A 22,477-nucleotide genomic window follows, 5' to 3' on the forward strand; every position below is an offset into this window, starting at 1 on the left:
GCGGACGGGTGGAGTACACCTGCCCTTCTGAGACTGTTCTGTTATGGGACAGCAGGCAGTTCCCGGTCCGGGGGAGCGCATGGCAGGCGGGGACGGGCAGGGGCGGTCGCGGCGCGGGGAGCCGCGGGCGCGGCTGGGGCGGGCCGTGCTGCCGCCGCCGGCGGGGTCGGCGACCGGCGGGGTGGTGCTGGTCCTCCCCGAGGGGGACCCGGTCTCGCTCCGTCGGCCCTCCCTCGTCTCGCACGCGGGCGTGCTGTCGCTCGCGAAGTCGTTGGCCAGGTCGGGGTCGGCCGAGGGGCTGGTGGTGCACGTCGTGCGCTACGGCCTGCGCGGCTGGAACGGCGTGGACGCGCGGCTCGCGGCGGACGCCCACTGGGCGGCGGACGAGGTGCTGCGGCGGTACGGCGACGTGCCGGTGTGCCTCGTCGGGCACGGCATGGGCGGCCGGGCGGCGCTGCGGGCGGCCGGGCATCCGGCGGTCAACTCGGCGCTGGCGATGGCGCCCTGGCTGCCGGAGGACGACATGGCGGGCGAACTGGAGCCGGTACGGCAGCTGGTGGGCCGCCAGGTCCTGATCATGCACGGCACGAACGACGCGCGGACCGATCCCGAGCTGTCCTACCGGCTGGCCGAGCGCGCCAAGAAGACGAACCGTGACATCTGCCGGTTCGAGGTCCACTCCGACGGCCACGCGCTGCGCCAGCACCACGGCGAAGTCCTCGCGCTGGCCACGGACTTCGTCCTGGGCGCGCTCCTGTCGCGCACGTACTCCCGCCCGGTCGCGGACGCGCTGGCGGCCCCACCGCCCCTGGGCCTGCGGATGCCCTTGGCGGCGGGGTTCGGTCGGTCGTTACGGCGGTAGGGCGGCCGTCACGGCGACGGGCGGGGCGGCCGTCGGGTCCCGTCAGTCCGGCAGGATCTGGCCGCGGCGGGAGAGCAGGAAGCGTTTGAAGGCCGCCACCGGTGGGGTGTCGGGGTGGCCGTCCAGCCAGGCCAGGCCGATCTCGCGGACGGCCCGGGGCGCCGTCACCGTCAACTCCACCACCCCGGGGCGGGCCACCGCGGGCGGCGGCAGCAGGGCGACCCCGAGGCCCGCCGCCACCAGGCCGCGCAGGGTCTCCGCCTCCTCCCCCTCGAACGCCACGCGCGGCTTGAAGCCCGCCTCGGCGCACAGGTCGTCGGTGATCCGGCGCAGCCCGTACCCCGGTTCGAGCGTGACGAAGGACTCCTCCGCCGCCTCCGCGAGGCGTACGCGCCTGCGCCCCGCCAGCCGGTGGTCGTCGGGGACGACCAGCCGCAGCCGCTGGACGTCGACCCGGCGGGCGACGAGGTCGGGGGCGTCCGGGACCGGTGAGGTCAGGCAGAGGTCCAGTTCGCCGGCGCGGAGGCGTTCGATCATCGCCTCGCCGTAGTTCTGGACGAGTTGGAACCGTACCCGCGGATGGTCCGCGCGGAAGGCCCGGATCAGACCCGGTACGGTCTCCGAGCCCATGGTGTGCAGGAATCCGAACGCGACCTTGCCGGACGCCGGGTCCGCGTCGGCCCGTACCGACTCGGCGGCCCGCTCCACCTCGGCGAGCGCCCCTTCGACCGAGGTGAGGAACGCCCGGCCGGCCGGGGTGAGCGAGACGGTACGGCCCTTGCGGGCGAACAGGGCGATCCCCAGGTCCTGTTCGAGCCTCACCATCGCCCGGGACAGCGTGGACTGCGGGACGCCCATGTCCTGCGCGGCCCGCGTGACGTGCTCGTGGCGGGCGACCCCGGCGAAGTACGCGAGGCGCGGGGCGAGCAGCGCGGGCCAGGACGCGGGGGCCAGGTCGGCCGGGACGGCCTGCGGGGACTCGCGCGTACCGTCACGTCCGGAGTCCCGCGGGCCCTCTCCCGCACCCTCTGATCTCGGTTGATGCACCATGGGATCGATTATCGCCATTCCGTGCATTGGACGCATGAGCGCACGGTGCCTACGTTCGTCGTATGCCTTCTGTCAGTACCGAGGCACCCGTCACCGCGGGTGCCTCCGCAGCACCGTCCGCCGTCTCCTCCCCCGCTCCGGGTGAACAGCTCACCCCCGGTGGCCCCGGCTACCGCCGCATGAGCCTCGCGCTGTTCGCCGCCGGGATCGCGACCTTCGCCCTCCTCTACTCCACGCAGGCCCTGCTGCCCGCGATCTCCGCGGACTTCGGGGTCACGGCCGGGCAGGCCAGTTGGACGGTGTCGGCGGCGACGGGCGCGCTCGCCCTGTTCGTCCTGCCGCTGAGCGCGCTCAGCGAGCGCTTCGGCCGGCGCACGCTGATGACCGCGTCGCTGGCGGTCGCCGTGGTGGTGGGGCTGCTGGTGCCGTTCGCGCCGAACCTGGAGTGGCTGGTGGCGCTGCGCGCCGTGCAGGGCGCGGCGCTGGCCGGGCTGCCGGCCTCGGCGATGGCGTTCCTCGCCGAGGAGGTGCGGCCGAAGGCGCTGGTCGCGGCGATCGGGCTGTTCGTCGCGGGCAACAGCATCGGCGGCATGAGCGGCCGTATCCTCACCGGCTGGGTCGCCCAGGCGTGGGGCTGGCGGGCGGCGCTGGCGGCGGTCGGGCTGCTGGCGCTCGCCTGCGCGGTGACCTTCCGCGTGATGCTGCCCCGGGCCAGGAACTTCACGTCGCGCACGCTGAGCCCCCGGGCGCTGGCGCGGACGGTCAGGGGTCACCTGTCCGATCCGCTGCTGCTGCGGCTGTACGCGATCGGCGGGCTGTTCATGACGGTGTTCGGCGCCGTCTACACCGTGATCGGCTACCGGCTGGTGGCGGCGCCGTTCCACCTGCCGCAGGGTGTCGTCGGCTCGGTGTTCGTCGTCTACCTGGTCGGTACGGTGTCCTCGGCGGCCGCCGGACGGCTCGTGGCGCGGCTGGGGCGGCGCGGCGCGCTGTACCTGGCCGTCGGCACGACCACGGCGGGCCTGCTGCTGACCCTGTCGGACGCGCTCGCCGCCGTCCTGCTCGGCCTGGTGCTGATCACGGCGGGCTTCTTCGCGGGCCACGCGGTCGCGTCGTCGTCCGTGAGCCGTACGGCGAGGACGGGGCGCGCGCAGGCGTCGGCGCTCTACCAGTCCTCGTACTACCTGGGCAGCAGCGCGGGCGGCACCCTGGGCGCGATCGCCTTCCACGCCGGCGGCTGGTCCGCCACGGTCTCGCTCGGCCTGCTGGCGGTGCTGGGCGTCGTGTCCCTCACCCTGTACGGCTCACGCCGCGCCCGCGTCGAGCGGCGCGCGACGGCGGCGGCGCGCTGAGCGGCCGAGTCCGCCGGCCGCCGCGGGGCGCGGGATCCCGTTACCGAATCGGGGTCCGGGGGCGTGCAACTACGTACACCGTTCGTCCGTCTATCTCCCTGAACACGCGCCGCGGAAGCAAGCGCCGCGCGTGGCCATTCCGGAGCGGGTAAGAGGACGGACGGGGCGGGACATGGGAAGCATCGGACGCAGAGGGGCCGTCGCGGCGGGGATCGCGGCGCTGGTGGTGCCGTTGACCGTGGCACTGGGCGGTACGCCCGCGCAGGCGGCGAGTTGCTCGACGAGCACGGGACCGAACCAGAAGCAGGTCGAGAAGTTCCTCGGCCGGCCGGTGGACGGCAAGCAGTCGGCCGCCGACTGCAAGGCCATCCGCGCCTTCCAGACGAAGCACGGCATCACGCCGACGATCGGCTACGCCGGGCCCGTCACCTGGGGCGTGATGGACCTCATGAACAAGCAGAAGGCCGCGGGCAAGACGCCCAACAAGGCCGGCAAGTGCCCGACCAACAAGGGCCGGATCGCCTGCGTCGACCTGACGCGTCAGCTCAGCTGGATCCAGGACGGCAAGAAGCTGGTGTACGGACCGGTCCCGGTGCGCACCGGCCGCGACAAGTACGAGACCAGGACCGGCCTGAAGAAGATCGGGTGGCGTCACAAGGACCACGTGTCGTCGATCTACGACGTGCCGATGCCGTACAGCCAGTTCTTCGACGGCGGCCAGGCGTTCCACTCGGTGGGCGTGAGCATGTGGAACCCGCCGGGTTCGCACGGCTGCGTCAACATGACGAAGACGGCCGCGGCGAAGTACTGGTCGCTGCTGAAGACCGGTGACGACGTCTTCGTCTACGGCCGGAAGCCCGGAACCTGAGCCGATTGTCAGTGGGGTGCGGTAGCTTCCGAGGACTGGTTCCAAGGGGGCGACTGGGGTGACCCGATGAGTGATCTCGCGACAACAGAGGATCTGGATTCCCGGCTGGAGAAACACCGGACGGAGCTGACGGGGTACTGCTACCGGATGCTCGGTTCGGCGTTCGAGGCCGAGGACGCCGTGCAGGACACGATGGTGCGGGCGTGGCGCAGCTTCGACAAGTTCGAGGGAAGGTCCTCGCTCAGGTCGTGGCTGTACCGCATCGCGACGAACGTCTGCCTGGACATGCTGAACGCGGGCAATCGCAGGGCCCGGCCGATGGACCTGTCCGCCGCGACGCCGGTGGCCCAGGCCCAGCTGAACGCGCGCCCCGAGGTGACGTGGCTGGAGCCGGTGCCGGACGGCCGGGTGCTGCCCTCGGTGGCGGACCCGGCCGAGCAGGCGGTGGAGCGGGAGACGATCCGGTTGGCGTTCATGGCCGCGCTCCAGCACCTGCCGCCGAAGCAGCGGGCGGTGCTGATCCTGCGTGAGGTGCTCGCCTGGAAGGCGAGCGAGGTCGCGGAGCTGCTGGGCACGACGGTGGCTTCGGTGAACAGCGCGCTCCAGCGGGCGCGGGCGACGATCGCCGAGTCGGAGCCGGCGTCGACGGACGCGGCGGATCCGCTGGACGAGGAGCAGAAGGAGCTGCTGGAGCGCTATGTCACGGCCTTCGAGGGCTACGACATGAAGGCGCTGACCGCGCTCCTGCACGAGGACGCGACGCTCTCCATGCCGCCGTACGACCTGTGGCTGCGGGGTCACGACGACATCGTGGGCTGGATGCTCGGGGTGGGTTCCGTCTGCCGGGGCTCGCGCCTCATCCCGACGGTGGCCAACGGCACCCCGGCGTTCGCGCACTACCACCCGGCCGAGGACGGCAACGGGCATACGCCGTGGGCGCTGATGGTGATCGAGATCGTGGACGGCCGGATCTCGGGGATCAACTCGTTCCTGGACACGGAGCGGTGGTTCCCGCTGTTCGATCTGCCGCCGAGGCTGGAGAAGGAGTAGGGGTGGCGTGCGGGCCGGTCCGTCCAGGACCGGCCCGCACGGTACGTATCCCTCCCCCGCGCCGTTACGGGTCGTCGTCCCGGTCCGGGTACGGCCCCACCAGGTCGGCGAGCCCCACGAGGTCCAGCAACAGCAGCAGCTCCCGCCCGGCCCCCGCCACCCGCAACCGCACCGCGCGCCGCCGGGCGGTGAGCCGCAACCGGGCGAGCGCGTCGACGGCCGCGAGATTGGGCCGCTCCAGCCCGCGCACGTCACACACCACCTCGGTGACCCCACCGCCCCGCAGCCGCGCGACCAACTCGTCGCACAACCGCGACACGTCACCGGCCCCGAGCCGGCCCGAGACGACAAGAACGATCGGTTTCGTGGCATCCACAACCACACAGACCGTCGCGGGGGCCGTAACTCATCGGGTGCCGGGCGGGGCCGGTGGACCGTTGGGGAAACCGCAGGTCAGGCGATGCGTTCCAGGACGACCGGGGTCGGTTCGTACGGGGTGCCCGGGGGGGCGATGTCGTACGTGGACTCCAGGGCCTCCTGGGCGTACGGGAGCTTTTCCGGGGTGTCCGTGTGGAGGGTCAGGAGGGGCTGGCCCGCGGTGACCCGGTCGCCGGGCTTCGCGTGGAGTTCGATGCCCGCGCCCGCCTGGACCGGGTCCTCCTTGCGGGCGCGGCCGGCGCCCAGGCGCCAGGCGGCGACGCCGACGCCGTACGCGTCGAGGCGGGTGAGGACGCCCGAGGAGGGGGCCGTGATCACGTGCTGCTCGCGGGCGACCGGGAGCGCCGCGTCCGGGTCGCCGCCCTGCGCCGCGACCATCCGGCGCCAGACGTCCATCGCCGAGCCGTCGGCCAGCGCCTTCGCCGGGTCGGCGTCGCGCAGGCCGGCCGCGTCGAGCATCTCGCGCGCGAGGGCGAGGGTCAGCTCCACGACGTCGGCGGGGCCGCCGCCCGCGAGGACCTCGACGGACTCGCGGACCTCCAGCGCGTTGCCCGCGGTGAGGCCCATCGGGGTCGCCATGTCGGTGAGCAGCGCGACCGTCAGGACGCCGTGGTCGTTGCCGAGGCCGACCATCGTGGAGGCCAGTTCGCGGGCGTCCTCGACGGTCTTCATGAAGGCGCCGGAGCCGACCTTGACGTCCAGGACGAGCGAGCCCGTGCCCTCGGCGATCTTCTTGGACATGATCGAGGAGGCGATCAGCGGGATGGCCTCGACGGTGCCGGTGACGTCGCGCAGCGCGTACAGCTTCTTGTCGGCGGGGGCCAGCCCGTCGCCCGCCGCGCAGATCACCGCGCCGGTGCTCTCCAGGACGTGCAGCATCTCGGCGTTGGAGAGCAGCGCCCGCCAGCCGGGGATGGACTCCAGCTTGTCGAGGGTGCCGCCGGTGTGGCCGAGGCCGCGCCCGCTGAGCTGCGGGACGGCCGCGCCGCACGCGGCGACGAGCGGGGCGAGCGGCAGGGTGATCTTGTCGCCGACGCCGCCGGTGGAGTGCTTGTCCGCGGTGGGCCGGGACAGCGCGGAGAAGTCCATGCGCTCGCCGGAGGCGATCATGGCGGCGGTCCAGCGGGCGATCTCGGTGCGGTTCATGCCGTTGAGGAGGATCGCCATGGCCAGCGCCGACATCTGTTCGTCGGCGACCTCGCCCCGGGTGTAGGCGTCGATCACCCAGTCGATCTGCTCGGGGCTGAGTTCGCCCCGGTCCCGCTTGGTGCGGATGACGGAGATGACGTCCATGGCGTGCGTTCCTTTCGGCACAACGGTGTGTGCGGTGGTGGAGGAAGGGGGTGGGGAAGGTGCTGGGGAAGGTGTACGGCCCCGGCGCCGCCGGGTCGCGGCGGCGGCGGGGCCGGGTCAGGGGGTGGGGCAGGGGCCGAGGGGCGGTGGGTGGAGAGTGCCGGTCAGCCCAGGTGTCCGGGGCCGAACGCCTGCGGGAGCATGTCGTCCAGCGTGCGGATCCCCGCCGGGGTCTCCATGACGAGCCCGGGGCCGCCGAACTCGTACAGCAGCTGTCTGCACCGCCCGCACGGCACCAGCACCTTCCCCGCGCCGTCGACGCAGGTGAAGTGGGTGAGGCGGCCGCCGCCCGTCAGGTGCAGGGCGGAGACCAGGCCGCATTCGGCGCACAGCGACAGCCCGTACGACGCGTTCTCGACGTTGCAGCCGCTGATCGTACGGCCGTCGTCGACCAGGGCCGCCGCGCCGACGGGATAGCCGGAGTACGGGGCGTACGCCCGGGACATGGCGTCCTGGGCGACCGCCCGCAGCTCCGTCCAGTCGACGTCGGCGCCGGCCTCCACCGTGCCCGCGGATCCCGCGGAGCCGTCGGCCGTCACTTTCCTTGTCCTCTTCGATAGCGCATGCCGTCAGCCTTGGGCATGCGCAGCCGCTGGGCCGACAACGACAGCACCAGGAGTGTCACGACGTACGGCGTGGCGCCGACGAAGTCCGAGGGGACGGTGTCGGTGACCAGGTACCAGACGAGGATGAGCAGCGCGGCGACCCCGCTCAGGATCGCCTGGAGGCGCGCCTTCCGGTACGCCTTCCACGCGGCGAGCAGCACCAGCAGCACCACGAGCAGGAGCAGCAGCGCGTGCACGGTCTCGCCGCCGTTGCGCAGCTGGAGCGCGTCGGAGAAGCCGAACAGGCCGGCGCCCATGGCGAGCCCGCCGGGCCGCCAGTTGCCGAAGATCATCGCGGCGAGGCCGATGTAACCGCGCCCGCCGGTCTGGCCCTCCAGGTAGATGTGCGAGGGCACGGTGGCGAGGAACGCCCCGCCGAGGCCCGCGAGGCCGCCGGAGATGGCGACCGCCATGTACTTGTACGAGTAGACGTTGACGCCGAGGGACTCGGCCGCGACCGGGTTCTCGCCGCAGGAGCGCAGGCGCAGCCCGAACGGGGTCCGCCAGAGCACCCACCAGCTGCCCACGAAGAGGACGGCCGCGAAGATCGTCAGGACGGAGAGGTTGGTGATCGCGCCGCCGAGGATGCCGGCGATGTCGGAGATCAGGAACCAGTGGTGTCCGGCCAGGGACGTGAGCCCGTCGGAGAGTCCCGGGATCGTGATGTCGGGGACGGAGTCGACGGGTGGGGACTGCTTGGGGTTGCCGCCCAGGGTCTGCGCCTCGCCGGCGTTGAAGAAGATCTTGGCGAGGTACTGGGTGACGCCGAGCGCGAGGAGGTTGATGGCCACACCGGAGACGATGTGGTCGACCCCGAACGTCACGGTCACGACGGCGTGGAGCAGGCCGCCGAGGACACCGAAGGCGATACCGGCGGCGATGCCCAGCCAGGGGTTGGTCTGCCAGCCGATCCAGCCGGCCCCGAAGGTGCCGAGGATCATCATGCCCTCAAGGCCGATGTTGACCACTCCGGCGCGTTCCGACCAGAGGCCGGCCAGGCCCGCGAGGCCGATCGGGACGGCGAGGCCGAGCGAGGCGCTGATCTGGCCGGCCGAGGTGAGCTGGTCGGCGCCGGTGAGGATCCGTACGAGGGAGAGCAGGATCAGCGCGCCCGCGACGATCAGGAGGATCCGCGCGAGGGTCAGCTTGCGCCGGGCCGGCTTGGCGGCCGGGGCCTTGGGCGCCGCGGGGGTGGGAGGCGGGGTGTCGGTCGTCGTGGCGGTCATCGGGCCACCTCCAGCTTCTGGGTCGTGGCCGCCTGGGCGGCGAGTTCGGCGCCGACCCGCTGCTGCTGGCGTTTGAGGCCGTACCGGCGGACGAGTTCGTAGGCGATGACGACGCACAGGACGATGACGCCCTGGATCACGCCGAGGATCTCCTTGTCGTAGCCGATCACTTCGAGGTGGTTGGTGGTGCGCTCCAGGTAGCCCCAGAGGAGGGCCGCGAGGGCGATGCCGATCGGGTGGTTGCGCCCGAGCAGCGCGATCGCGATGCCGGTGAAGCCGATGCCCAGCGGGAAGTCGTTGCTGTACATGTGGCTCTCGTTGAGCAGCGTCGGCATGCCGATGAGGCCGGCCATGGCGCCCGAGAGGATCATGCTGGTGAAGACCATCTTCTTGACGCTGACGCCGCTCGCGGCGGCGGCCGACTCGGACTGGCCGACGGCCCGCAGGTCGAACCCGAAGCGGGTGCGGCCGAGGACGAACCAGTAGGCGAGGCCGGCGAGCGCGGCGACGACGATGAATCCCCACAGCTGCCCGGCCGGGCCCATGTCCAGGGTGAAGAAGAAGGACGACTCGGGCAGCGGCTTGGTGGAGACCAGGGTGCCGGCGTCGTCCAGCTGGCCGAGCCGCTCGGGCTGGATCAGGTAGCCGATGATCGCGGTGGCGATGGAGTTCAGCATGATCGTCGAGATGACCTCGCTGACCCCGCGCGAGGTCTTGAGGATGCCCGCGATGCCGGCCCACATGGCGCCGACGAGCATGGCGACCAGGATGATGACCGGGATCTGGACGAGGGCCGGCAGGTGCAGCGCCCCGCCGACGACGGCCGCGGCGAAGGCCGCCATGCGGTACTGGCCGTCGACCCCGATGTTGAACAGGTTCATGCGGAAGCCGATGGCGACCGCGACACCCGCGAGGTAGTACGTCGTCCCCTTGTTGAGGATGTAGATCTGGCTGTCGCTCGCGGAGCCGTACGACAGCATGTCGTTGAACGCGTCGAACGGGTTCTTGCCGGTGGCGAGGATGACCAGCGCGGTGACGACGAGCGCCGCGACGAGCGCCAGGAGGGGCGCGCCGACGGCGAGGATCACCCGCTCCTTGTCCAGCCGGGAGGTGAGCTTCTTCATCGGGTCTCTCCCGCGGTGTCGCCAGTTTCGCCGTCGTGCGCTGTTTCCGGTGCTTCGCCGTCGCGCTGCGGGGGCACGGTGGCCGCGAGGTGGCCGGTGGCGGCGCCGGTCATGGCGGAGCCCAGTTCCTCGGGGGTGATGGTGGCGGGGTCGGCGTCGGCGACCAGGCGGCCCCGGTACATCACCCGCAGGGTGTCGGACAGGCCGATCAGTTCGTCCAGGTCGGCGGAGATGAGCAGGACGGCGAGGCCTTCGCGGCGGGCGTCCTTGATCTGGTCCCAGATCTGCGCCTGGGCGCCGACGTCCACGCCCCGGGTGGGGTGCGCGGCGATCAGCAGCTTGGGGTGGTGGCTCATCTCGCGGCCGACGATCAGCTTCTGCTGGTTGCCGCCGGACAGGGAGCCCGCGGTGACCTCGATGCCGGGGGTCCGTACGTCGTACTCGCGCACGATCCGTTCGGTGTCGAGGCGGGCGGCCTTGGCGTCGATGAGGCCGCGCCGGGAGTTGGGCGTCTCGGTGACGTGGCCGAGGATGCGGTTCTCCCAGAGCGGGGCCTCCAGGAGCAGGCCGTGGCGCTGGCGGTCCTCGGGGATGTAGCCGATGCCGCTCTCGCGCCGGGTGCGGGTGGGCGCGTGCGAGATGTCCGTGCCGTCCAGGGTGATGACCCCGCCGTCGGGGTCGCGCAGGCCCATGATCGCCTCGACGAGTTCGGCCTGGCCGTTGCCCTCGACGCCGGCGATGCCGAGGATCTCCCCGCGGTGGATGGTGAACCGGATGCCGGCGAGGACGTCGCGTACGACACCGTCGGTGTCGGTGGCGCTGAGCCGCAGGTCCTCGACCTTCAGCGCGGGGACGTCGGTGACGGTCGACTCGCGGGTCTCCGGGGACGGCAGCTCGCTGCCCACCATCAGCTCGGCGAGCTGCCGGGAGGTGGTGGTACGGGGATCGGCGCTGCCCACCGTCGTACCGCGGCGCACGACCGTGATCTCGTCGGCGACCGACAGCACCTCGCCCAGCTTGTGGGAGATGAAGAGGACGGTGAGGCCCTCGGACTTCAGCTCGCGCAGGTTGTCGAAGAGGGCTTCGACCTCCTGCGGGACGAGGACCGCGGTGGGCTCGTCCAGGATGAGCGTGCGGGCGCCGCGGTAGAGGACCTTGAGGATCTCCACGCGCTGGCGGTCGGCGACGCCCAGTTCCTCGACGAGGACGTCGGGGCGGATCCCGAGGCCGTACGCGTCCGAGATCTCCTGGATCTTCTTGCGGGCCCGGGAGCCGATGCCGTGGAGCTTCTCGCCGCCCAGGACGACGTTCTCCAGGACGGTGAGGTTGTCGGCGAGCATGAAGTGCTGGTGCACCATGCCGATGCCGCGGGCGATGGCGTCCGCGGGGCTGCCGAAGCTGACCTGCGCGCCGTCGACGGTGATGGTCCCCTCGTCGGGCTTCTGCATGCCGTAGAGGATCTTCATCAGGGTCGACTTGCCGGCACCGTTCTCGCCGCAGAGGGCATGCACGGTCCCTCGGCGAACGGTGATGTCGATATCGCGGTTGGCGACGACACCGGGGAAGCGTTTGGTGATGCCGCGCAGTTCGACGGCGGGAGGGCTGGACGCGTTGATGGCGCACTCTCCTCGGGAGAAGGAGCGTTGGGGCGGGGGGGCGTTCGGTGACGCTAGCGTGTCAACTCACGCCTACGCGCGTAGAGTTGGTACATCGTTATGGGCCCGGCAAAAGGGGCGGAACACCTTCACCGGGCCCGTACGCAGGGCCGGCGCCCGGTGGTGGACCGGGCGCCGGAACGGGTCACGGGGTGGTCTTGACCTTGATCGAGCCGTCGACGATCTTCGCCTTGGCGGCGTCGATCTTCGGCTGGATGTCGGCGATGAAGCCACCGCTCGTGGACAGCGACACACCGTTCTTGGCCAGCGAGTAGGCGTTGGTGCCCACCAGCGGCTTCTTGTCGTGGATCGACTTGACCAGGTCGTAGACGCCGACGTCGACGTTCTTGACGACCGAGGTCAGGATCGAGCTCTTGTACTTGGCCAGGGAGACCTGGTTGTACTGGTCGGAGTCGACGCCGATGGCCCAGGCGCCCTTGCTGCCGTTGACGGCCTCGATCGCGCCGGAGCCGGAGGAACCCGCGGCGCTGTAGATCACGTCGGCGCCGTTGTCGAGCATGCCCTGGGCGGCGGCCTTGCCCTTGTCGGGGCTGGCGAAGCCGGAGGTGTCCGAGCCGTGCGACAGGTACTGGACGTCGACCTTGATCTTCGGGTTGGTGTCGTGGACACCCTGGACGTAACCCGCCTCGAACTTCTTGATGAGGGGGACGTCCACGCCGCCGATGAAGCCGACGTGGTCCTTCTTCGTCTTGAGCGCCGCGGCGACGCCACCGAGGTAGGAGCCCTGCTCCTCGGTGAAGACGATGTTGTCGACGTTCTTCGCGTCGACGACCGAGTCGACGATGCCGAAGGTCACGGCGGGGAACTTCGCGGCCACCGACTTCATCGAGTTGGCGTACGCGTAGCCGATGCCGACGACCGGGTTGTAGCCCGCCTCGGCGAGCTGCGTCAGGCGGTCGACGCGGTCGGCCTCGGTGTCGGTGGTCTTGGCGGTCAGCTCCTTGACGTCACCGCCGAACTCGGCCTTGGCCTTGTCGACGCCGCGCGCGGCGGAGTCGTTGAAGGAGTGGTCACCGCGGCCGCCCACGTCGTAGGCGATGCCGACCTTGACGCCGGACTGCGCGGAGGACGAGCCGGAGGGGGCCGCGTCCTCCTTCGCCTTGTCCGCGGACGTACTGCCACACGCGGTGGCGGTGAGGGCGAGTGCAGCTGAGGCTATGCCCGCTACAGCGATCTTGGATACCCGGCGCACGAGGGGGCCCTTTCACTGGAAGCGCCTCCGTTGGCGCTGGTTTCGCGCCGATCGTAACGCGCGTAGATGTCAGTTAAAGACACGTTCACCAGTCGTTATCGGATCGTCCTCGAACCCGCGCGAGCACGGTGCGCGACCGTCCGGACACCCCGGGGAGTCGTGCGCTCCCCGGGGCTGGACACCCGCTGCTCAGGGGCCGGAGACCCGCTGTTCACCGGCGCGTACCCACCGCTCAGGCCAGCATCGCGGCGGCCGTGAACAGCTCCACGGCCACCTTGATCGCCTGCTCGTCGACGTCGAAGTCGCCCCGGTGGAGATCGTACCGGGCGCCGTCACCGGGCGGCCGGACGCCCAGACGGGCCATCGCGCCGGGCACCTGCTCCAGGTACCAGGAGAAGTCCTCGCCGCCGAGGCTCTGCTCGGTGTCCTCGATCGCGTACAACCCGCGGCGCGCGACCTGCGCGTCCCGCAGCAGTTCGGTGACGACGGCGTCGTTGACGACGGGCGGCACGCCCCGTACGTACGTGACCTCCGTCTTGGCGTGGTGCAGTGCGGCCACCTCGTCGACGGCGGCGTGGATGAGGTCGGGCGCGTCGTGCCACGCCGACAGCTCCAGGCAGCGGACCGTACCGGACAGCTCCGCGTGCTGCGGGATGACGTTGGCCGCGTGGCCCGACTCGATACGGCCCCAGGTGAGGACGAGCCCGGAACGGGCGTCGACCCGGCGGGCGAGGAGCGCGGGCACGTCGCCGGCCACCTTCGCGATGGCGGTGATCAGGTCCGTGGTGAGGTGCGGGCGCGCGGTGTGGCCGCCGGGGCCGTCGAGGGCGATCTCCAGCCGGTCGCAGGCGGAGGTGATGGCCCCGGCGCGCAGCCCGACGATCCCGGCGTCGACCTTGGGGTCGCAGTGCACGGCGATGATCCGGCCGACGCCCACCAGCGCCCCGGAGTCGATGGCCGCGAGCGCGCCGCCGGGCATGACCTCCTCGGCGGGCTGGAAGATCAGCCGCACCGGGTTCGGCAGGAGACCGCGGCGGTGGAGGTCGGCGAGGACCAGTCCGGCGCCGAGGACGGCGGTGGTGTGCACGTCGTGGCCGCAGGCGTGGGCGCGGTCGGGGACGGTGGAGCGGTACTCCACGCCGACCTTGGTGTCCGGGATGGGAAGCGCGTCGATGTCGCCACGGATGGCCAGCACGGGCCGTACGCCCTGCGCCGAGACCCCGCCCGCCTCGCCGATCTCCCCGATGTCGCAGATGAGCCCGGTCCCGCTGCGCAGGACCCGTGGTTCCAGCCCGGCCTGCTCCAGCCGCCGCTTGATCGCCGCGGTGGCGCGGAACTCCTGATTGCCCAGCTCAGGGTGCATGTGCATGTCCCGCCGGAAGGCGATCAGCTCGGCGCGCAGGCTCTCTGGGAGCGCACCGGGCAACGCTGCTTCGTCGGCCGGAGGGGCATCTGACTCGGGGGACGTCAAGTGGTTCACCTTCTGAAGATTAGGCCTCTTCCTAGGTCAACTACCCAGCGATCAACAAAAATTTCAGCCACACAGCCGAAAATCGGGCGGGGGCCGCTTGCGTCCAGTATCCGGAGGGTGGGCGGCCCGCCGCCACCGCGCGGCCCCGCCCGGGCCGGGGCGGGGTGCGGGTGGGTCAGGCGGTGAACGGGACGTGGGAGAGGCGGTGGACGTCTCTGGCCGTGGTGGTGACGCCCGAGAGGAAGCCCTGGGCGCGCGGGGAGGCCGATTCCTTCAGCCATTCCGGGGCGATGTCGCAGACCGCGACCCGTACGCCCGTGCCCGCCAGGGCCAGGGGCAGGGTGTGGACGACCGTCGACGGGAAGCTGAGGACCGTGCTGCCGATGGGGCCGCGGCGGGCGATCAGTTCCAGGGGCAGGTCGGGGCGGACGATCTCCAGGCCCGTTTCCGCGTGCAGCCGGTGGAGCTTGTCCACGCTCTCGCGGCGGTGCGCGAAGTAGCGGGCCACGTTGTGCGCGCGGGCCAGCGAGGTGACCGCCGCGATGTACTGGTCCACGTCCACCACGCCGGTCTCGACCAGCGAGGTGCCCACCATGTCCGCCGTCTCCGTGATCGACGGCGGGCCGAAGGTGGCCTTCGTCCACTCGAAGGTGTTCGGGGTGACCTCGATGCCCGGGGGCACCTGCTCCACCGGCATCGAGGTGAAGACCTCCACCGGGCGGTCGGCGGCCGGCGCGAGCCGCCGCCGGGCCGCCGCGGTGACCGGTGCCAGGACCAGTTCCCGCGGCCCCCGGCCGCTGCCGCGCCGGTGCCAGCGCACCAGGCGCTCCCCGCGGGCGACCTGGCCGATGAACTCCATGGTCGCCGTGCCGTCGTCCACGACCGTCAGCCGCTTGCCGCCGACGAGCGTGAGCAGGAGCTGTACGTACCGGGAGAACGGATCGCCGATGACGATCCGGTCCGCCTTGCGCAGCAGCGGTGTGAGCTGCCTTACGGTCCGCAGCGGCGCTCCCGCCCCGCCCCGGGCCTCTTCCCAGCGCACGGTGTGCCCCGCGTTGTGCGCCAGGTCGGCCATCCGCCTGAGCTGGCCCCGCGACATGGGGTCGGTCGGGGCCAGGACGACGACGGTGAGCGCGTCGGCCCGGGGGCCGGCGGTGGCGCCGGCGGTACGGGTCCCGGCGTCGGCCTCGTGACCGACGGCCGTCCTGGCCCACTCCAGCACGTTCAGCAGCTGGACCGGGCTCTCGACGAACGCGATCACTTGCGAGTGCGGGGCGCTGCCCGCGCTGGGGGTCGGCATGGTCGTCAGACCGTGGCCGGCTCGGCGGCCTCGGCGACGACGCCCGCGACGCGGCGGAGCTTCTTCATCGGGCCGAGCTCCGACTCGTACACCTTCTTGACACCGTCACCGAGGGACGCCTCGATCGTGCGGATGTCACGGACGAGGCGCTGGAGGCCCTGCGGCTCGACGGAGGCGGCCTGGTCGGAGCCCCACATGGCGCGGTCGAGGGTGATGTGGCGCTCGACGAAGACGGCGCCGAGGGCGACGGCGGCGAGGGTGGTCTGGAGACCGGTCTCGTGGCCGCTGTAGCCGATCGGGACGTTCGGGAACTCGGCCTGGAGGGTGTTGATCACCCGGAGGTTGAGCTCCTCGGCCTTGGCCGGGTACGTCGACGTGGCGTGGCAGAGCAGGATGTTCTCGCTGCCCAGCACCTCGACGGCGTGGCGGATCTGCTTCGGCGTGGACATGCCGCTGGAGAGGATGACGGTGCGGCCGGTGGCGCGCAGGGCGCGCAGCAGCTCGTCGTCGGTGAGGGACGCGGAGGCGACCTTGTGGGCGGGGACGTCGAACTTCTCCAGGAAGGCGACGGCCTCGGTGTCCCACGGGGAGGCGAACCAGTCGATGCCGCGCTTCTTGCAGTGCTCGTCGATCGTGCGGTACTCGTCCTCGCCGAACTCGACGCGGTGGCGGTAGTCGATGTACGTCATCCGGCCCCAGGGGGTGTCGCGCTCGATGTCCCACTGGTCGCGCGGGGTGCAGATCTCCGGGGTGCGCTTCTGGAACTTGACCGCGTCGCAGCCGGCGTCGGCGGCGACGTCGATCAGGGCGAGGGCGTTGTCCAGCTCGCCGTTGTGGTTGATGCCGATCTCACCCGTGACGTAGACGGGGCGACCGGGGCCGGCGGTCCGCGTGCCGAGGGTGCGCAGGCGGGAGGTGGCGTCGGTGCTCATGAGGGGTCCTTACTTGTCGTGGGTGTTGATCGTGTGGGGGGCGTGGTGCGGGCGGGGAGCAGGTGATGTGGGGGGCTGCTCCTGCCGTGCCGGTACGTGGAGTCCCGGCCCGAGCAACCAGGCGGCGATCTCGCGGATCGCCCCTTCGCCGCCCGGAGTCGTGGTGACGGCACGCGCGGCGGCGCGTACGGCGTCGTGGGCGCTCGCGACGGCCACCGGCCAGCCGACGAGCCCGAAGCAGCCGAGGTCGTTGACGTCGTTGCCGACGTACAGCACGCGCTCGGGCGCGATGCCGTGTTCGTCGCACCACTGCTTGAGCGCCAGGTCCTTGCGGTCGATGCCGTGCAGGACGGGGACCTGGAGTTTGCGGGCGCGGGCCGCGACGACCGGGTTCTGCTCGGTGGAGAGGATGAGCAGTTCCAGGCCGGAGCGGCGCAGCGCGGCGATGCCGAGGCCGTCGCCGCGGTGCACGGCGACCGTCTCGCGGCCGTCGGAGTCGATCAGGACCTTGTCGTCGGTCTGGGTCCCGTCGAAGTCGAGGACGACGGCGTCGATGTCGTCGTGGACGGGCAGGGCCGTCGGGTCGAGCAGCGGCGCCAGGGCGCGGGCGCGGGCCAGGTCGTGCGGGTCGTCGATCTCCAGGACCCGGGCGGGGTCGGTGGTGACGAGCGCGGTGCGGCCGAAGAAGCGGTGCTGGGCGGCGCGGAATCCGGCGGCGCGCATCGCGTAGGCGGCGCCGGTCTCCAGGTACTCCTGGGGCCGGTCCTGGCGGCGGGGGCGGTTGGCCTTGTCGTGGTTGACGCCGTAGCCGTCGCGCTCGGTGCTGCCCGTGCGGTCGTCGCGCCAGATGAAGCCGTGGGTGGGCGCGACGGTGAGGGCGGAGTCGGCGCCGTCCTCGGTGACGGCCGTCGCGACGCCGTCCAGGTCCTCGGCGGTGATGAACGGGCTGGTGCACTGGACCAGCAGCACGACGTCGGCGGTGATCCCGCGCATCGCGTGGTACGCGTCCATCGCGTGCAGGACGGCGGCCTCGCTGGTCGCGGTGTCCCCCGCGATGGCGGCGGGGCGCAGGACGACCTCGGCGCCGGCGGTCCTGGCGACGTCGGCGATGGCCGCGTCGTCGGTGGAGACGACGACGTCGGTCACGTGCCGGGCGGCGAGGCACGCGCGGACGGCGCGGACGACGAGCGGCACTCCGCCGACGGGGGCGAGGTTCTTGGCGGGCACGCCCTTGGATCCGCCGCGGGCGGGGATCACGGCGAGGACGGCGTTCATCTGTGCTCCTTGGTCCAGGGGCCGGTCCGTGGACGGGTCCACCCGGTGGTCCACGGGTCGGGGTGCGTCGCGGTGGGCCGCGGCCGGGCCGCTCACAGCTCGCCCATGCGGCGGATGACGGGGGCCACGCGCTGCACGCCGTGCCGGTAGGCGCCGCGCGCCGCTCCCCGTACGGCTTCGCGCACCGCGCGCCGCATCCGGGAGTTGTCGGCCGGCTCGGTCCTGGCGCCGGGCAGCGGGGTGCCGTCGGCGGCGAGGTGGTAGCGGGCGAGCAGGGGCGGCAGGTATCCGGGGGCGGTGGTGGCCGTGTAGTACGGGCGCAGCCGCGGCAGTCCGGGGGCGTCGAGCAGCTCCTCGACGTGCGCGCGGGCCTCGTCGAAGGCCGTCTCGTACGCGCCGTCGGCGGCGGCGACACCCTGCCGGCCGGCCCAGACGGCGTCGGCCTCCGGGCGGTACCCGCCGTCGAGCTGGTCCCAGGACGCGAGGCATCCGGAGCCGATGAAGTGGTGGTTGCCCAGCGGCTCACGGATGCCGAGGTCGGTGAGGATCGCGGTGGGGATGCGCCGGTGCAGCGATTCGAGCGCGGCGGTCGAGGAGACGGTGACCAGCAGGTCGGTGCGGTCCAGGACCTCGCCCATGTGCCCGTACACGAGCTTGAAGTTGGGCGGGAGGCCGCCGGGCAGCCGCTCGGCGAGCTTCTGGTACGGGAACTCCTCGATGTGCGTGGTCTGTTCGCCGGGCTTGCTGCGCAGCTTGAGGAGCACCTCGCGGCCCGGGTGGAGGCGGGCGTGCTCGGCGAGGCGCTTGAGGACGTACGTACGGTCGGCGCGGCTCACCGGTACGGACGGCTGGGCGGCGAAGACGACGGTGTCGCGGCCCTCCTCGGGCACGTAGCGGGCGCCGGCGAGGAAGGGCAGGGCGGCCTCGGTGACCGAGGAGGCGTCGGCGCCGACCCCTTCGTACACGTCGCGGAACCGCTCGGCGTCGTAACGGGAGTTGGCGAGGACGATGTCGGCGCCGTGGCGCAGGAGGAGTCCGTCGGACAGCTTCTCGTAGACCACGCCGACGTATCCGGTGACAACTAGGGGGCGGCGGGGCAGTTCGAGGGCCGCTATTCCGTGCAGCATCGCCTGGACGGCTCCGCCGACGAGGGCGAGGACGACGACGTCGTACGACTCGTTCCGCAGGTGCGTCAGGAATTCGACACCGGTCATTTCACGCGGGGCGTCCAATTCGGCGCCCACTTCGGCGAGCTGTCGGGCGGTGGGCGTGGCTCGGCCGCGCAGCAAGAACCCGCTGAGCTCGGTGTCGCGCTTTTCGGGGGCGATGCGGCGCGCGGTGAGCGAGCCCCATTTCCACCGGGTGTCCGAGTCGGCGAGCACTGCGACCCGGACGGCGTGACTGGTACGTGATGGCACGTCGTGGACGTTAGGAAGCCAACTCGTTGGTCTGCCCAACTCAACGGAAACGAAGGGTTAACAGAACACCTAAGGATGGGGGCGCCGAATTGCGGTCGTACTAATTCACCGTTCCGGTGCGCGCCGTTCATCTCACGTCCCCCCGGAAGTCAGGGGGAGTGGTCAGCCGACCTCTAGCGTCGGGCGGGTGGTCAAGCTCTCCGTCGTCGTGCCGTTCTACAACGTGCAGACATATGCTCCCGAAACACTCAGAAGCCTCCGCGCGAACGCAAGGGAGGACTTCGAGTTCATCCTCGTCGACGACTGTTCGTCCGACGAGACACCCGGGATACTCGCCCGGGCGGAGCGTGATCTCCCGGGGGCGGTCGTCCTCAGGCACGAGCGCAACAGTGGACTGGCCACCGCGCGGAACACCGGCATCGACGCGGCACGCGGCGAGTACGTCACCTTCCTCGACGGTGACGACTGGGTCGCTCCCGGCCACTACTCCCGCCTGGTCGCCGCCGCCGAGGGCCTCGGGACCGACTTCGTCCGTACCGACCACGTGCAGTTCACCGGCACGACGCGCACGATCCACCGCGTCCCGGTGGCCCGGCGCGACGAGGCGCTGGACCCGCGGGAGGCGATCCTGCCCGCCGACCGCTCCACGTCCGTCGACTATCCGTACGCCTGGGCCGGCATCTGCCACCGGCGCCTCGTCGACCGCGGTCTCGTGCGTTTCACCGACGGGCTGCGGACGGCGGAGGACCGGCCGTGGATCTGGCGGCTGCACCGCGAGGCCGAGTCCTTCGCGGTGGTCGGCCTGCTCGGGATCTTCTACCGGCGCGGCGTCGCCTCGTCGCTGACACAGATCGGTGACGTACGGCAACTCGACTACATCCGCGCCTTCGACCAGGTCATCGAGGAGATCTCGAAGGACCGCGAGGCCGACCGGTTCATGCTCAAGGCCGTCCGCACCTACTGCGCGATCATCTCCCACCACCTGGGATCCACCGACCGGTACGAGCCGTCCGTGGCGCGCAAGCTGCGTTCCCTGAGCGCGGGCGCGCTGAGACGGCTGCCGCAGGACGTCCTCAACGAGGCGCTGAACTCGATGGACCTGGAGCGTTCGACCCGGCTGCGACGGCTGCGCCGGCGGACGATGCCCGCGGGAAAGGCGGCCGCGTGATGACGTACTCCCCCTCGACCTCCGCCTTCACGTCCACGTCCACCGCGCTGCCCGGCGACCGGCCGACCACGCAGATCTTCTGCGTGTCCACGCTGTACGGGGCCGCCACCCTGGCCGCCGCGATCGACGCCGGTCTGTTCCGCCCGGCCGCCCGTCGCCTGCTGGTCGTCTGCAACAACGCGGCCTCGCCCGAACTGCACCCCGGCGTCGACCGGATGCCGGGCTTCGGGACGCTGCGCGACCGCTTCGACGACATCGTGTCGTGGAACGAGACCATCGCGCCCTTCCACCCGAAGAGCTGGGCCCCCCGGTCCGGCGACGTCCCGCTGTGGGAACGCCACCTGCGGCTCGCCTGGGCGCTCGGCGACGACCGGGTGGAGGTGACCGTCGAGTCGATCCAGGTCAACCCCGCCCTCGCGATCGCGGAGATCTTCACGGGCGCGCCGCTCACGGTGTACGCGGACGGCCTGATGAGTTACGGCCCCACCCGCTCGAAGATCGACCCGCTGATCGGCGGCCGGGTGCGCCGGCTCCTGCACCTGGATCTCGTACCCGGCCTCGCACCGCTGCTCCTCACGGAGTTCGGCGTCGAGGCGGAGCTGGTGCCCTCCGAGGAGTTCCGGCGGGTGCTGGAAGGTCTGGCGGACGCGGCGGAGGACATCGGGACGCCCTCGGTGGCTCCCGCCCTGATCCTCGGCCAGTACCTCTCCGCGCTGTCCGTCCTCACCCCCCAGGAGGAGGAGGAACTGCACGTCGAGATGGTGCGCGGCGCCGCCGCCCTCGGCCATACGCGGGTGGTGTTCAAGCCGCATCCGGCCGCTCCCGCCGCGTGGTCGGGCCTGCTCGCCGACGAGGCGGAGAAGGCCGGGATCGAGCTGACGGTGTTCGACAGCCCGGTCCTCGCGGAGGTGCTGTACCAGCGGCTCAAGCCGGCGCTGGTGATCGGCTGCTTCTCGACGGCGCTGTTCACCGCGTCCGCGTTCTTCGGCCTCCCGGTGGCCAGGACCGGAACGGCCGGCCTGCTGGAGCGGCTCTCGCCGTACCAGAACAGCAACCGCGTGCCGGTGACGATCGTGGACGCGCTGGTGACACCGCTGGACGACGACGGTTCGTTCGAACCGGAGGCCCGGATCGGCGAGCTGGTCACCGCCGTCGGGTACACCATGCAGCCGCAGATCCACCCGGGGCTGCGTCCCGCGGCGGAGGCGTACCTCTCCCGGCACCTGGACGAGCGGACGTGGCGCTTCTTCAAGCGCCGCCGCCTCACCGGGCTCGGGCTGCCGGGCGGGATCCCCGCGCAGTTCGCCGGGATCCCGCGCAACGCGACGGCACGGCGCATGGTGCGGCGGGCGCGGAAGCTGCGGCAGACGGTGCTGCGGGCGGGACCGAGGTAGGCCGGACCCGCCCGGCGGGCCCCTGCGGAGCTACGCGCTGCTCACCGTGAGCTTCACCGCGAAGCCCAGGAACAGGGCGCCCGCCGCCGTCGTCGCACCCGCCGAGAGGCGCTTGCGGCGGCGGAAGGCGGCGGCGAGCCGCGTACCGCCGAAGATCAGGGCCGAGAGGTAGAGCGCGCTGGCGACGTTCGCCAGGACGCCCAGCAGGACGAACGACAGGGCCGGGTGCGCGTACTCCGGGTCGACGAACTGCACGAAGAACGAGATGAAGAACAGGATCGCCTTGGGGTTGAAGAGGCTGATCAGCAGGGCCCTGCGGTACGGCCGCTCCACCGCCTCCGGCGCCGCCCCGGTGGCGTCCGCCGCCGCCTCGTCGGACCGCTCGTGGCGGCTGCGCCACAGCGCCCGGGCCGCGCGCAGCATCCCGACCGCGAGCCACGTCAGATAGCCGGCGCCCGCGTACTTCACGATCCCGAAGAGCAGCGGATTGCCCTGGAGGAGCGAGGCGACGCCCGCGGCGGACAGCACCATGAGCACGGTGTCGCCGCACCAGACGCCCATGGCCGCCCGGTAGCCGACGCGGACCCCGCGCCGGGCCGCGACGGACAGGACGTACAGCGAGTTCGGTCCTGGGAGCAGGACGATCAGCACAAGGCCGACCAGGTACGTCGGCAGATCCGTGACACCCAACATGAGCGCGAGTCTCGCAGACCCGTTCGTGTG

At 71.8% G+C, this 22,477-nt stretch carries 20 protein-coding genes; 6 read left to right on the forward strand and 14 right to left on the reverse strand.

The genetic code is table 11. The annotated features are described in order from the left end of the window. The first annotated feature begins 79 nt into the window (after window positions 1-79). Entirely contained in the window at window positions 80-862 is a 783-nt protein-coding gene (locus HA039_RS12370) for an alpha/beta hydrolase (RefSeq protein WP_243870078.1), read from the forward strand. A gap of 42 nt (window positions 863-904) precedes the next feature. On the opposite strand, the gene HA039_RS12375 is transcribed toward HA039_RS12370, so the two are convergent. Further along, a complete protein-coding gene (locus tag HA039_RS12375) occupies window positions 905-1,912 on the reverse strand; it encodes a LysR family transcriptional regulator (RefSeq protein WP_243869387.1) in 1,008 nt (335 codons plus the stop codon). Between the two features lie 62 nt (window positions 1,913-1,974). Here HA039_RS12375 and HA039_RS12380 point away from each other — a divergent pair, with 62 nt between their 5' ends. From HA039_RS12380 to HA039_RS12390, 3 genes are all read left to right on the forward strand, one after another. After that, a complete protein-coding gene (locus HA039_RS12380; protein WP_167028121.1) occupies window positions 1,975-3,264 on the forward strand; it encodes an MFS transporter in 1,290 nt (429 codons plus the stop codon). Window positions 3,265-3,436: 172 nt separating this feature from the next. After that, on the forward strand, window positions 3,437-4,132 hold the full coding sequence (locus HA039_RS12385; RefSeq protein ID WP_167028124.1) for a L,D-transpeptidase family protein: 696 nt from the start codon (window positions 3,437-3,439) through the stop codon (window positions 4,130-4,132). Window positions 4,133-4,198: 66 nt separating this feature from the next. Then, window positions 4,199-5,182, forward strand: coding sequence for a sigma-70 family RNA polymerase sigma factor (locus HA039_RS12390; protein WP_167028128.1), 984 nt, complete (start codon window positions 4,199-4,201; stop codon window positions 5,180-5,182). A gap of 64 nt (window positions 5,183-5,246) precedes the next feature. On the opposite strand, the gene HA039_RS12395 is transcribed toward HA039_RS12390, so the two are convergent. The 12 genes from HA039_RS12395 to HA039_RS12450 form a co-directional block, all read right to left on the reverse strand. After that, window positions 5,247-5,558 carry an STAS domain-containing protein gene (locus HA039_RS12395; protein WP_167028131.1) on the reverse strand — a complete coding sequence of 104 codons (312 nt, stop codon included), beginning with the start codon at window positions 5,556-5,558 and terminating at the stop codon, window positions 5,247-5,249. Window positions 5,559-5,635: 77 nt separating this feature from the next. Beyond that, entirely contained in the window at window positions 5,636-6,913 is a 1,278-nt protein-coding gene (locus HA039_RS12400; RefSeq protein WP_167028134.1) for a thymidine phosphorylase, read from the reverse strand. Window positions 6,914-7,077: 164 nt separating this feature from the next. Beyond that, entirely contained in the window at window positions 7,078-7,476 is a 399-nt protein-coding gene (locus HA039_RS12405) for a cytidine deaminase (protein ID WP_167036671.1), read from the reverse strand. 32 nt (window positions 7,477-7,508) lie between these two features. Next, window positions 7,509-8,804 (reverse strand): ABC transporter permease, encoded by a 1,296-nt coding sequence (locus HA039_RS12410; protein ID WP_167028137.1) that lies wholly within the window; start codon window positions 8,802-8,804, stop codon window positions 7,509-7,511. Then, on the reverse strand, window positions 8,801-9,928 hold the full coding sequence (locus tag HA039_RS12415) for an ABC transporter permease (protein ID WP_167028140.1): 1,128 nt from the start codon (window positions 9,926-9,928) through the stop codon (window positions 8,801-8,803). Before HA039_RS12415 ends, HA039_RS12410 begins: the two co-directional genes overlap by 4 nt. After that, a complete protein-coding gene (locus HA039_RS12420; protein WP_167036674.1) occupies window positions 9,925-11,514 on the reverse strand; it encodes an ABC transporter ATP-binding protein in 1,590 nt (529 codons plus the stop codon). The genes HA039_RS12415 and HA039_RS12420 overlap by 4 nt, the downstream gene beginning before the upstream one ends. 214 nt (window positions 11,515-11,728) lie before the next feature. Then, window positions 11,729-12,796: a BMP family lipoprotein gene (locus HA039_RS12425; RefSeq protein ID WP_167028143.1), complete on the reverse strand. Its 1,068-nt coding sequence runs from the start codon at window positions 12,794-12,796 to the stop codon at window positions 11,729-11,731. A gap of 232 nt (window positions 12,797-13,028) precedes the next feature. Next, window positions 13,029-14,267, reverse strand: coding sequence for an amidohydrolase (locus HA039_RS12430; RefSeq protein WP_167036677.1), 1,239 nt, complete (start codon window positions 14,265-14,267; stop codon window positions 13,029-13,031). Between the two features lie 175 nt (window positions 14,268-14,442). Then, window positions 14,443-15,567 (reverse strand): hypothetical protein, encoded by a 1,125-nt coding sequence (locus HA039_RS12435; RefSeq protein ID WP_167028146.1) that lies wholly within the window; start codon window positions 15,565-15,567, stop codon window positions 14,443-14,445. A 5-nt stretch (window positions 15,568-15,572) separates the two neighbouring features. Further along, on the reverse strand, window positions 15,573-16,499 hold the full coding sequence (locus HA039_RS12440) for an N-acetylneuraminate synthase family protein (RefSeq protein ID WP_167028149.1): 927 nt from the start codon (window positions 16,497-16,499) through the stop codon (window positions 15,573-15,575). A gap of 9 nt (window positions 16,500-16,508) precedes the next feature. Beyond that, the gene (locus HA039_RS12445; protein ID WP_167028152.1) at window positions 16,509-17,774 is read right to left on the reverse strand and encodes an acylneuraminate cytidylyltransferase; all 1,266 of its coding nucleotides are present in this window, start codon (window positions 17,772-17,774) and stop codon (window positions 16,509-16,511) included. A gap of 92 nt (window positions 17,775-17,866) precedes the next feature. After that, a complete protein-coding gene (locus tag HA039_RS12450) occupies window positions 17,867-19,192 on the reverse strand; it encodes a DUF6716 putative glycosyltransferase (RefSeq protein ID WP_243869389.1) in 1,326 nt (441 codons plus the stop codon). Window positions 19,193-19,379: 187 nt separating this feature from the next. On the opposite strand from HA039_RS12450, the gene HA039_RS12455 reads away from it, so the two are divergent. Next, complete coding sequence (locus HA039_RS12455) at window positions 19,380-20,360, forward strand: glycosyltransferase family 2 protein (RefSeq protein WP_167028158.1); 981 nt, start codon at window positions 19,380-19,382, stop codon at window positions 20,358-20,360. Further along, on the forward strand, window positions 20,360-21,754 hold the full coding sequence (locus HA039_RS12460) for a polysialyltransferase family glycosyltransferase (protein WP_243869392.1): 1,395 nt from the start codon (window positions 20,360-20,362) through the stop codon (window positions 21,752-21,754). The genes HA039_RS12455 and HA039_RS12460 overlap by 1 nt, the downstream gene beginning before the upstream one ends. Before the next feature lie 30 nt (window positions 21,755-21,784). Here the strand turns inward: HA039_RS12460 and leuE are convergent, their stop codons facing one another. Beyond that, window positions 21,785-22,447 carry a leucine efflux protein LeuE gene (leuE, locus tag HA039_RS12465; RefSeq protein WP_167028160.1) on the reverse strand — a complete coding sequence of 221 codons (663 nt, stop codon included), beginning with the start codon at window positions 22,445-22,447 and terminating at the stop codon, window positions 21,785-21,787. Between the last annotated feature and the right edge of the window lie 30 nt (window positions 22,448-22,477).

It is taken from the genome of Streptomyces liangshanensis (assembly GCF_011694815.1).
GTDB classification, from domain to species: domain Bacteria; phylum Actinomycetota; class Actinomycetes; order Streptomycetales; family Streptomycetaceae; genus Streptomyces; species Streptomyces liangshanensis.